This window comes from Paenibacillus sp. FSL K6-3182, assembly GCF_037976325.1.
In the GTDB taxonomy this organism is placed as follows: Bacteria; Bacillota; Bacilli; order Paenibacillales; family Paenibacillaceae; genus Pristimantibacillus.
Genome location: NZ_CP150265.1, coordinates 1482909 through 1494326 on the forward strand (window position 1 = coordinate 1482909; position 11418 = coordinate 1494326).

General features: G+C 47.6%; 10 protein-coding genes. 6 read left to right on the top strand and 4 right to left on the bottom strand.

Annotation, left to right across the window (positions count from 1 at the left end; genetic code table 11):
* The first annotated feature begins 72 nt into the window (after positions 1–72).
* Complete coding sequence (locus tag MHH56_RS06415; RefSeq protein WP_179089870.1) at positions 73–240, top strand: hypothetical protein; 168 nt, start codon at positions 73–75, stop codon at positions 238–240.
* A 102-nt stretch (positions 241–342) separates the two neighbouring features.
* Here the strand turns inward: MHH56_RS06415 and MHH56_RS06420 are convergent, their stop codons facing one another.
* From MHH56_RS06420 to MHH56_RS06435, 4 genes are read right to left on the bottom strand one after another with little or no spacing between them, the layout of a single operon-like run.
* A complete protein-coding gene (locus MHH56_RS06420) occupies positions 343–807 on the bottom strand; it encodes a RidA family protein (protein WP_339207370.1) in 465 nt (154 codons plus the stop codon).
* A gap of 43 nt (positions 808–850) precedes the next feature.
* Positions 851–2455 (bottom strand): D-aminoacylase, encoded by a 1605-nt coding sequence (locus MHH56_RS06425; RefSeq protein WP_339207371.1) that lies wholly within the window; start codon positions 2453–2455, stop codon positions 851–853.
* Positions 2456–2477: 22 nt separating this feature from the next.
* Positions 2478–3617 carry an alanine racemase gene (locus MHH56_RS06430; protein WP_339207373.1) on the bottom strand — a complete coding sequence of 380 codons (1140 nt, stop codon included), beginning with the start codon at positions 3615–3617 and terminating at the stop codon, positions 2478–2480.
* On the bottom strand, positions 3614–4273 hold the full coding sequence (locus MHH56_RS06435) for a helix-turn-helix transcriptional regulator (RefSeq protein WP_339207375.1): 660 nt from the start codon (positions 4271–4273) through the stop codon (positions 3614–3616). The genes MHH56_RS06430 and MHH56_RS06435 overlap by 4 nt, the downstream gene beginning before the upstream one ends.
* Positions 4274–4429: 156 nt before the next feature.
* On the opposite strand from MHH56_RS06435, the gene MHH56_RS06440 reads away from it, so the two are divergent.
* From MHH56_RS06440 to MHH56_RS06460, 5 genes are all read left to right on the top strand, one after another.
* Complete coding sequence (locus MHH56_RS06440) at positions 4430–6202, top strand: sensor histidine kinase (RefSeq protein WP_339207376.1); 1773 nt, start codon at positions 4430–4432, stop codon at positions 6200–6202.
* Entirely contained in the window at positions 6202–7740 is a 1539-nt protein-coding gene (locus MHH56_RS06445) for a helix-turn-helix domain-containing protein (protein ID WP_339207378.1), read from the top strand. The genes MHH56_RS06440 and MHH56_RS06445 overlap by 1 nt, the downstream gene beginning before the upstream one ends.
* A 97-nt stretch (positions 7741–7837) precedes the next feature.
* Positions 7838–9166 (top strand): extracellular solute-binding protein, encoded by a 1329-nt coding sequence (locus MHH56_RS06450; protein WP_339207380.1) that lies wholly within the window; start codon positions 7838–7840, stop codon positions 9164–9166.
* Between the two features lie 311 nt (positions 9167–9477).
* Entirely contained in the window at positions 9478–10350 is an 873-nt protein-coding gene (locus MHH56_RS06455; protein WP_076269757.1) for a sugar ABC transporter permease, read from the top strand.
* A gap of 18 nt (positions 10351–10368) precedes the next feature.
* On the top strand, positions 10369–11250 hold the full coding sequence (locus MHH56_RS06460; RefSeq protein WP_083682329.1) for a carbohydrate ABC transporter permease: 882 nt from the start codon (positions 10369–10371) through the stop codon (positions 11248–11250).
* The last annotated feature ends 168 nt before the right edge of the window (positions 11251–11418 follow it).

Sequence of the window (11418 nt, forward strand, 5' to 3'; positions counted from 1 at the left end):
TTACGAAATAGCCTATACCTTTTTTACTAAAAATCATAGGATACTGTACCTTAGTAAAAAGGAGATGAACAAATGGGCTATGGAGTAGCAGGGGTTGGCGCAGGAAATTGCGGACCTTCTTATCCAGTTGCAGGTGTTAGCAATTGTGGAACTGGAGTTGGCGGCTGGGGAACTGGTATCGGTATTATATTGGTACTCTTCATTTTGCTTGTTATTATTTCCCGCGCTGTATGCTGGTAATCAACAAAGCTTGCTTGTAAATCGGAATCAATGCGTTTTCCACTAATTGAAATAGTATTAAACCCCCAAGTGCCTGAGCCTTGGGGGTTTTGCCTGTTCATGCTATTCGCGAACCTCTGCAATGAGCTCGATTTCAACTGGCGTATGGAATGGAAGGTCGCTTGTACCAATCGCGGACCTTGCATGGCGTCCATTTTCTCCGAATACTTCAATGAGCAGATCCGATGCGCCGTTCAGCACATAAGGCTGATCGCCGAAACCGGGAGCGCTGTTGATGAAACCAAGAATTTTTACGATTTTTACGACACGGTCAAGGTCGCCTAGGTGAGTTTTCATCGCCGCAAGCAGGTTGATAACGACTTGGCGCGCTGCTTCTTGACCTTGCTCGATCGTTAGATCAGAGCCGATTTTACCTTCATACATGAGAACACCATCGATACGGCAGTCGAAGCCGGAAGTATAGATGAGATTGCCCGTTTGGTTGACCGGAATGTAGGAGAACTTAGGCTTAGTCGTTTCAGGCAAAACAATTCCTAGCTCAGCAAGACGTTTTTCAATAATAGACATTATAAAACAGCTCCTTGTTTATCAATTGTGTATTGCGGGTTAACTAATGCGTGCAGCAGTGCTGCGCGCGAATAAGATTACCTTCGCGCTTATGCGTGTGTTCACCATGTGAAAGCGTGAGCTGGCCGGCAACGATAACATGCGAGATGCCGGACGGATATTGACGCGGGTCCTCGAACGTAGCTGTGTCTTGGATGACAGCTGGGTCGAATACCGTGATGTCAGCAGCATATCCTGGCACAAGCAGTCCTCTTTTGCCAAGTTTAAAGCGCTGTACGGGAAATGAGGTTAGCTTGCGAACCGCCTGCTCAAGCGACAGTACCTTATCCTCACGCACATATTTTGCAAAAACGCGTGGAAAGGTGCCGTACGTGCGCGGATGAGGCTTGCCGATCTCGCAGTTCAAGCTGTCGGATGCAATCAATGATTTCTCATAACCGATGACCTGCTTCACATCGTCGTCGGACATATGGAAGTAGACAATCGCGATTTGACCATTCTCCTCAAGCAGAAGATCCATCATGCAATCGACGGGATGTTCTCCGCGAAGCTCGGCAACCTCGGCGATTGATTTGCCTTCGAGTGCCTTGTTCGCTTCGGTCTGAATCGAAGAAATAATGATGCTGGACCAGCCAGTTGAACATACAAGATTATCCCAAGTGTCCTGCTCGCGGCTTAGCTCTTCTTTGATCCGCAGGCGGAGCGCCTTATCGCGGAACGCTTCAAGTGTTGCATGAATGCCGCCCTCTAGCACCCAAGGAGGGAGGACGGTTGTTAAGGTGGTGGAGCCTGCCGCGTAGGGATAAACATCAACTGTGACGTCCATACCGCGTGCTCTTGCCGCTTCTACAAGCTCCAGCGCATCAAGCGCTTTACCCCAATTGGCGCGGCCTGCTGCTTTCAAATGACTGATATGCAGCGAGATGCCGACTCGTTCAGCGATCCATATGACCTCTGCAACGGACGGCAGCAAGTTATTGCCCTCACCGCGAATATGTGTGGAGAGCAAACCGTTGTATTTAGGCAAAACGCTGCAAAGCTCAACCAGCTCTTCGCGTGAAGTATAGCTGCCAGGTGCATACAATAGGCCAATTGATAATCCGATTGCGCCTGCTCGCAGCCCTTCTTCAAGCAGTGTCTTCATCCGCTCGATTTCGTCTTTCGTCGCAGGACGGTTCTCGAAGCCCATGACTGCGATACGAAGTGCACCGTGTGCTACATAGGTGGCGATGTGCTCCGATGGATTGGATTTGCTGACAAAATCCATATATTGACCAACCGTTTCCCACGGCCACTCCCAGCTTGTACTCCCAAGTACGGGCTGCACATACGACTGCAGCAGTGCGCCTTTACTCCGAATAAATGGAGCAGGGGCGAGGCCGCAGTTGCCGACAACCTCAGTTGTTACCCCTTGCTGCAGCTTAATTTCACTGTAAGGATGATCAATAATCATCAGATCCGAGTGGCAATGCCCATCGATGAAGCCAGGAGAAATCACTTTGCGTCCCACATCAATGATTTGGCTAGCCTCTTGATCAATTTGGCCAATAGAAACAATGATGCCATCTTTGACTCCAACATCGCCGCCGTACCAAGGATTGCCGCTGCCATCGACGATTTTGCCGTTTTTCAAAATAAGATCGAGCATGTTATAAGCCTCCTCCTTCTCGTTATTCGAGCATTCCACGAGCCGCTACAGTCGTTTTGTGAAGCTGCCCAGTGGAATCCTTGATGTAGACAAAGCTGTGCAAATTAACGGTGCTGCAAATATGATTGGGGATGATACGCACCAAGTCGCCAACCTGATAGTTGGAACCCGGCTGTACACGAATCATGCCGTGCTCCTCATTCATTCGCTCCAAAATCGCTTCAGGATCTCCGATGATATGGCCGAAGCCCTTAAGGAATAAAGGTGAATTGCCCGGTTGTACGTCCGTTGCGAATGTTTTGCTGCCGCCGTCAATGATGATTAAATCTTCATAGGGCCTGCTGACAATAGTAGCCAGCACCACGCCGGCACAATCCTCAAGCGCACATGTTCCGAAAGCTGCCTGCATCCGGTCTTGATAAATGTAAGTTCCGGGACGAACTTCAGTGATGCCGTCAACTTCAGCAGCGAACAGCGCAGTAGGCGAAGAGCCTACACTTACATCCTCAATGGCGATGCCTGCGCTCCGTAGAGCTGCAGCAGCCTCAACCATCAAGCGACCCTCTTCATGGCCGGCTGCTTGCAAATCGAGCGTCGATGCTCCGCTGACCATAGCCCCTCGATAGGTGAAAATACCGCTAAGCTTTATGCCGTCAAGATCATTGATTTGCTTCGCAAGCTCCACGGCTTTGTCGATCGCAACTCCTGTACGGCGAAGTCCCGTTTCCAGTTCAAGGCGTACTTCCAGCACTGCGCCTTCACGCACGGCTGTCTCAGAAATGCGCTTCGCACCCTCTAAGCTATCGACTCCGATAATTAAACGAACGCCGGATAGACTGAGCCGAGCTGCACGCTCAAGCTTGGATTTGGCCACTAACGGATAAGCGACAAAAATATCACGAATGCCGCCGCTTGCCATGATCTCTGCTTCGGAAATTTTGGCTACGGTGATGCCGATGGCACCAGCTGCGAGCTGCCTTGAGGCCATTTCCGGCAGCTTATGTGTTTTGGCATGGGGACGAAGCTTTACGCCGCGTTTCGCGATAGCTTCTGCCATTGCAGCAATGTTGTTGTCGACAGCATCACTGTCGATGACAACGCATGGTGTTTCTAGCTTAAGCAAGGCTTCCTCATCTTTGCGTACGTTTAATATCTCGCTCATTCGCTTGCTCCTTCATCGCTATCTCCGCCTTTGGATTCTTCCAAATAGCTGTATAACGTAAATTTTGAAATGCTCAAATAGCTGCAAACCTTCTCGCCTGACTTTTTAATGAGAAAAGCACCCTTTTGATCAAGCAATTGAATGATTTTAATTTTATCTTCTTTGGTCATGGCAGCTGGCGGCTTGCCAATCGTGACCTGCGCTTCCTGTATGAGCGTATCGAGCAGGTCGTTCACGTTGCTGACAAACGATTCCCGAACCGGCTGTAGTCCGCTCGCTGTCAGCGATTGAAGCGTTTTCTCGGCAACCATCAGATCGGTAATGTCAAAGTTGATGCAGAGCGCTCCAATGATGGTGCCGGCGTTATTTTTTACATACATGGAGGTCGAACGGAGAATACGTCCATCCTTCGTCTGGGTAACATAATTATGGCGGTTATCACCCTCGGAGGTGCCTCTCATAATTTCCAGTCCAAGATTCGTGCCAGGATCTCCTACATTTCTTCCGGTGACGTGGCCGTTCTCGATGACAACAATGGTGCTGTCTACGGGCTTTGACCAGTCATGCACAACGACCTCGCAATTGTCTCCAAACTGCGCGGTTATACCTTTGGCCATCTCCGTCAAAAATAGTAATTCTTGAGATATTGATTCCACTTGCATTCACTCTCCACTTTCTTAAAGCCTCATTGCCCACATGGTACTACGACTTACTCGAAAAATCAAACAAAAAATCTGTTAACCTAAAAAAAAGTGTGATAGGATGTTTTTAAACTTTTTATTGCTACGAGAAAAGGAGAGTGGGGATGAGAGATGCGCTGGATTAGTAGCTCATTAAAGCGTAAGTTATCCTTTTTGCTGCTGCTATCGGTTCTCATTCCGCTGCTCGCGCTGGGCTTATTTGCCTACAACATGGCAGCGACAGCTACGGAAGAGAAGGCAAAGCAATCGGGCAAGAGCCTATTGCGTCAGACGGGTACGAATCTCGAATTTATCGTTCAAGATATCGAGAATATGTCATTATTTTTGATTGGGCAAAAGGATGTACAGCAATATTTGAGCAGTACAGGAGAAAATGCGGTTAAACAAACGCAAATGATTGAGTTTCTATCTAATCTGGTGTTCTCCAAATCGTATATTTCGGACATCACGATTTATCCGCAAAGCCAGTCCCATCCCGTTTCAAATACAACGATTTTTGAGACGGAATTATCCGAGCTGACTGGAGAAGATATTGAGCATTATCAATCTAGTGCAAAATGGTGGACAAGCCGTTACGAGACGGATACAGCAGCCGGGGTGAAGCAGGTGATCTCACTCGTCAGGCCGATACGAAGTCTGAACAGCTTCAAACAAATTGGAACGTTGGTCATAAGCCTTAACGAAGAAGCTGTTTCCAAGCTGATGAATCAGGCGGGCATTTCAGCGGGGGGCTACGTCGTTCTGTCCAATGAGAAGGGACAAATCTTGTCCGGCAGTGATCAAAGCAGGTCAATGATGACAATGGAAGCTCTGCTGCCAGGCTTGACGATAAGAGGGAATTCGGGAACGCTCAACTACGGCCATGGTGAAAGTAAACAGACCATACTCTATGATACGGTTGCTGATGTAGGCTGGCGGCTGACGGGCGTCATGCCCTTCACGGAATACAAAGCTCAAAATAATTACGTCCTGCAGCTGATGGCGATTGTCATTATTTTTTCGATGCTGCTCGTGGCCGTACTCGTTCTATACTTCGTTCAACGAGTGACCAATCCGCTTATTATGCTGACGCAGTTTCTAAAGCACTCGAACCCGGAAGAGCCGATGCAAACGTATCCGGTGGAAACGATGGATGAGGTAGGACAGCTCGTGCGAAGCTACAATAAGCTAAGCGAGCGAATTGAAGGTTTGACGGAGCAGGTAAAGCTGGAGGAATCATCAAAAAAAGAAGCGGATATGCATGCGCTGCAAGCGCAAATCAATCCTCATTTCTTGTACAATACTCTATCCTCTATCCACTGGATGGCGCTCATGAATCAAGATGAGAAGACGGCCGATATGGTAGGCAGCTTAAGTGATTTTATGCGATTCAGCTTAAACAATGGCGAGGAGTTTTGCTCGGTTGAGCAGGAGGTGGCGCATGCCGGCCATTATGCCAATATTCAGTCGATCCGCTTCCCGGACAAGTTTGAGTTTATCGTTCAGGTCGATCAGGAGCTAATGGACTTAACGATGCTGAAGCTTCTGCTGCAGCCTTTAATTGAGAATGCACTTATTCATGGTATTCAGAAGAAAGCTGAAGCTGGTTTGATCAAAGTCACCGCACATATGCAAGGATTGTTTATGTCCTTTGCTGTAGAAGATACAGGCGTTGGCATCGACTCGGTTAAGCTGGCTGCTATATATAAAGAGCTCCACGGACCGGATGATCGCAAAAAAGAACGTGATCGCCTAGAACGCGGCAGCTATGGACTTCGCAACGTTCATAAGCGGCTGCAGCTGCATTACGGAGCAGAAGCAGGCTTGCGCATTGAAAGCTTGGACGGAATAGGGACACGCGTGTCCTTCTCGATCCCGATGTTACACGAAGGAGGCAAAGCCTAATGAAGCTGTTAATCGTAGATGATGAGGTCATTATTCGAACAGGTCTGAGCACCGTTATAAAATGGGCAGAACTTGGCTACGAGCTGCTGCAGCCGGCAGCATCAGCCGAGGAGGCGCTTGCTCGTCTGGAATTGGAGCAGCCGGAAATTGTATTGACGGATATTCAAATGACGGGACGCAGCGGATTAGAGCTTGCGGGAGATGTCAGGCGTCTGCTTCCTGATAGTGAGGTCATTATTTTGACAGGCTACGATCAATTTTCCTATGCCCAGCAGGCGATTCGAGAAGGAGCAGGAGATTATTTGCTCAAAACGAGCCGTCCGGACGAAATCATCCGAGCGGTAAATGGAGCGAAGATGCGAATTCTGCAAAAGTGGGAGGCACTAAAAAAAGACCAGCTACGCGACAGATTGCTTGAGAGGCTGATTGCTGATACGGAAATTGACAATCACTCCGCAGAGAAAGCGGCGAAGCTTCTGCCGAAGCTGCGATTGAACGAAACCTTTTTTTATCAAACGGTAATTGTCTCGGCTGAAGGCTGGGGAAATGAATCGGGACACGGCTATTTATTGCTGTTTGCCGTGCACAATATGATAAGCGAGCTGATAGATGGAGAAGCTCTTTTGCGTAAAGATAGTCTTGTTATTCTCCTTAGGCATGAAAGCATGCGAGCAGATCAATCACAGCTCGCTAGATTGATGGAGCGGGTAACAAGGAAGCTGAAATGCAAATTGTTCGGAGCAGCAGGCACGGTTGTTTCAGACTGGCAAAAGCTTCAGGATTCGTACACGGAGGCTTCTTATGCTTTTTTGTTCAAAGGAATTATAGGCCAAGAAGGACTGCTCGCATACGAGGATATAAAGGGACGCCGAGGCGGACGTACCGTCTGCTCGCAGGAGGAGGAAGGACAGCTCACAGCGTTATTCCAGAACGGATCGGACGCGCAGCTTTACCAATGGGTTCAAGAGCTCATCGAACTCCAGCTCAAAGATGGAGATACGACGCCAGATTCCTTGCAGAAGTTTCTTCAATCCGTCCAAATTTCCGCTCACCGCTGGGTGGAGCGAGTCATTGCCTCTTTTGGGGAATCAGCTGTCCTCTCCAAAGAGAAATTTGCTAACAGCATTTCCTCCTCCCCAAGCACTGATAACGGAGTTGGATTGCTGTATGAGCAGCTTCACCAATTGATGATGCTGTACCGTGAGACGATCGGACAAGAAGGCATACCTTACATTAAGCGTGCGATTGCCTATATTCATGATCATTTGGACAAAGAGCTCACATTGCAGCAGGTTGCCAAGCATGTTCATTTGAATCCAAACCACTTCAGCGAGGTATTCAAGCGTGAGACGGGTCATACCTACATTGAATTTGTAACTCGCATGAGAGTGGAGCGCGCCAAGCGGCTTTTGGATGAATCACCGATAAAGGTGAGTGAGGTTGCAAGCCGCGTAGGCTATACGGATATGAAGTATTTTAGCCAATTGTTTAAACGGTTTACGGGTTTTACACCTTCGGAATACCGGACGAGAAGCTGAAGTTTATCTACCCTACTCCTGAGTTCTGTCCCCTGCCCATGTCGCCTATGATTCCCTATACTCGGAGGTAAGACAAATATCAAGGAGGAAACATGACATGAAGAAGACACTAACAATTGCAATTATGGTCACTCTAATGATTTCTATCTTGGCAGCGTGCGGCGGAACAAACAATAACGGCAAAAAAAATGAGGACGGCAGTGAGCCGGCAGCTGAGAAAGTGAAGCTAAGCCTATGGCATAACTTTACCGGTGACGATCTTAGAGCGCAAACGATGCGTTCGATTATTCAGCAGTTCCAGACCGATCATCCGAACATTACGCTCGATATTCAAGCGATCCCGCCAGACGGTTACAAGACGCGTCTAAAAACGGTCGCTGCGGCAGATGAAATGCCGGATGTATTCATTTTATCCAATGGCTCTATGACACAGGAATTTTCAGCAGGCAAACTTATTCAGCCGGTTAATGAGCTAATTGACAGCCACCAAGAATGGAAAGAAGGTTTCATGCCTAATTCCTTCGATGCTTTCACAGTAGATGGCAATATCTATAGCGCTCCGATGGGCTTGTCTCCAACATCGATTCTATACTACAACAAAACGATTCTTGAAGAAAACGGCCTTACTGTTCCAAAAACATGGGATGAGCTGTTGAATGCAATTAGTGTGCTGAAAGGCAAAAATATTACGCCAATCGCTCTAGGCAATAAAGCGGCTTGGCTCGCACAATCCAGTATTTTCAGCTCATTGGCTGACCGTGTAACAGGTACGGAGTGGTTCTTGAAAGCAGCAAGCCAAGATGGAGCGGCATTTACGGACCCTGAATTTGTACAGGCATTAACTTACATGCAGCAGCTAGGTACGGCAGGTGCATTCCAAGACGGATTTAACGCAATCGACAACACGCAAATGGAGCAAATGTTCGCGCAAGGCAAAGCTGCGATGATGATTGACGGCGGCTGGGCATTGTCGAATCTAGCTTCCAACGCTTCAGAAGATGCACTTAAAGCAATGGGCGCAACGGTTCTTCCATCCATTCCTGGTGGAAAAGGCGATCCTAATTCTCTATCTGGTGTCGTAGGTGTTGGCATGGGTCTAGGCAAGGATGCGATTGGTCCGAAAAAGGACGCAGCATTTGAACTTATCTATGCAATGTCAGGACCAGAAGCGCAAAAACGTACGCTTGAGAGCAATCAACTTGTCAGCTACAAAGTAGAGCTGGATAAGAGCAAAGTTTCTCCAATCTTTAGCGAAGTATATGAGCTTGTGAACAGTGTGAAGATGACGCCGGTGTATGATGGCAAGCTGACTTCTGCAGGAGCTGAAGCCGTGAACAATGGACTACAGGAGCTGTTGATGGGTGGCAAACCGGAAGACATCGCGAAAAAAATCCAAGAGGCGCAAGCGAAAGCGCTAGGAAAGTAACATAGCTGCTCGGTAGTTAGGTTATTGAGTACAGGGAATTTCCTGATCGCATGAAGATCGGCAAGCTGAAGTCCTTTACAGCAAGCACAACTGGAAGCTACTAAAAGGATCGCATGCCGAAGCTGTCAGGAAATCCCCGTTCTCTTTACTAGCATTACGAAGCAGGTTTGCTGCGCAAACCTTGGCTTATGCTTACGAAGCAGGTTTGCTGCGCAAACCTTGGCTTATGCTTACGAAGTAGGTTTGCTGCGCAAACCTTAGCTTATGCTTACGAAGTAGGTTTGCTGCGCAAACCTTTAGGAGGGACGATTATGTCATCATCTTTACGCATCAGAGGCTTTATCGCTATCGGACTTCTTCCGGCGCTTGCGCTTTTCATCTTTTTTGTTATCGTACCGATACTATGGTCATCTTATTATGGCTTTTTTGATTGGAAAGGCATTGGGGAGATGCGGTTTATCGGACTGGACAACTATAAAGAGGTTATTCAAGACCGGTTGTTCTGGCATTCGTTCAAAAACAATCTGCTCATTGTTGCTGCGTCTGTTTTCGGTCAGGTGCCGATTGCATTGGTCTTGTCCTTAGTACTGCTCAAAAACGGCTGGTTTCAAAAATTCATCCGAGCTTCCATCTTTATGCCAATGGTTCTTTCTTCCGTTGTAGTCGGTATCATCTGGGGATACATTTATCATCCGCAAATTGGTGTACTGAACTTTTTGCTCGACACTTTGGGATTAAGCAGTTGGAAACAGCAGTGGTTGTCTGACCCATCGATATCAATGTATGCCATCATGGTTCCAATCATTTGGCTGAATGTCGGTCCATATCTCATTATGTTTATTGCCGCTTTGCAAAATATTCCGAGTGAAATTGATGATGCCGCTCAGATTGACGGCGCAAAAGGCTCTCGCAAGCTTTTCTCGATCAAGCTTCCGATGATTTGGGATACGATTAAAGTAGCCGTGGTGCTCTGTATATCCGGCAGCCTTAAAGCATTCGATCTTATTTATGTCATGACAGGCGGCGGACCGGCGAATTCGACGGAGCTGCTCGCATCGTACATGTACAATAATACATTTTCGATCTATCGCTTCGGTTATGGCAGCGCAGTATCCACCATGATCATCATCATCAGCTTGGTTCTCGTAGCGGGAAGCCAATATTTAATGAAATCAAAAAAATAATGGAGGGGGACCCACAGTATGACTACGCCATCAATTAGCGCTTCACACTCAGCCTCCTCCGCAAGTTTAGGAACAGGGCTGCGCAAGCTGAGAGGAAGCTTGCAATCCATTGGTCTTACCGTATACGCCTTAGTCACGCTATATCCACTCATTTGGCTGTTTATTAGCGCTTTTAAAACAAATGAAGAATTTTACTCGCGTCCGTTCGGCCTGCCGGACATTTGGAATTGGAGCAACTTCACTCGTGCTTGGGAAGTTGCAGATATGGGCACTGCGTTCATGAACTCGGCCATTGTTACTTTAACAGCGCTTGTCATTACGCTTGTAATGGGTGCATTAAGCGCGTATGTGATCTCACGCTTTCAGTTTAGAGGCAAGCTGCTCGTAATGGGCATTTTTATGCTCGGCATGCTCATCCCTATTCACAGCACACTCGTTCCGCTGTTCATATTAATGAACAAGATCGATATTTTGAACACTTATGCGGCATTGATTTTGCCGTATACAGCGTTCGAGATGCCGATTGCCATCTTTGTCTGTGTGGCTTATATGAATACCTTTCCGAAAGAAATTGAAGAGGCTGCGATGATTGACGGGTCTGGCTACTGGGGAATTTTCCTGCGCATGATGCTTCCATTGTCCCTTCCGGCTCTAGCGACAGTTGGTATCCTAGCCTTCTTGAGATATTGGAATGATTTCTCCTTCGCGCTCGTCTTTATTAGTGACCCTGGCTTAAAGACGCTGCCGCTCAGTCTATCCATATTTGCAACAGGTTACTCCACAGACTATAAGCTTACGATGGCAGCGATGGCACTTGCTGTTATTCCAACGATCATTGCTTATCTGGCATTTCAGGAGCAGGTCATGAAAGGGATGACAGCTGGAGCAGTTAAAGGTTAGCTAGAGGATAGTAAACAAAAAAAACGGTATCATCCCGCTGGGGAGGATACCGTTTTTTCTGATTCTATCATTAGATTTAGCAGAGGCAGATGATCGTGAATACCTAATGGAGCTTCAAAAAAGTACGGCGCCATTCGTATGAGTTTATTGCTTATATGGGATAAATAG

Bases quoted from the DNA above. Each gene is read 5' to 3' on its own strand.
- MHH56_RS06450 (WP_339207380.1), top strand. From the start codon at position 7,838: ATGAAGAAGACACTAACAATTGCAATTATGGTCACTCTAATGATTTCT.
- MHH56_RS06460 (WP_083682329.1), top strand. From the start codon at position 10,369: ATGACTACGCCATCAATTAGCGCTTCACACTCAGCCTCCTCCGCAAGT.
- MHH56_RS06425 (WP_339207371.1), bottom strand. From the start codon at position 2,455: ATGCTCGATCTTATTTTGAAAAACGGCAAAATCGTCGATGGCAGCGGC.
- MHH56_RS06415 (WP_179089870.1), top strand. From the start codon at position 73: ATGGGCTATGGAGTAGCAGGGGTTGGCGCAGGAAATTGCGGACCTTCT.
- MHH56_RS06440 (WP_339207376.1), top strand. From the start codon at position 4,430: ATGCGCTGGATTAGTAGCTCATTAAAGCGTAAGTTATCCTTTTTGCTG.
- MHH56_RS06445 (WP_339207378.1), top strand. From the start codon at position 6,202: ATGAAGCTGTTAATCGTAGATGATGAGGTCATTATTCGAACAGGTCTG.
- MHH56_RS06455 (WP_076269757.1), top strand. From the start codon at position 9,478: ATGTCATCATCTTTACGCATCAGAGGCTTTATCGCTATCGGACTTCTT.
- MHH56_RS06430 (WP_339207373.1), bottom strand. From the start codon at position 3,617: ATGAGCGAGATATTAAACGTACGCAAAGATGAGGAAGCCTTGCTTAAG.
- MHH56_RS06420 (WP_339207370.1), bottom strand. From the start codon at position 807: ATGTCTATTATTGAAAAACGTCTTGCTGAGCTAGGAATTGTTTTGCCT.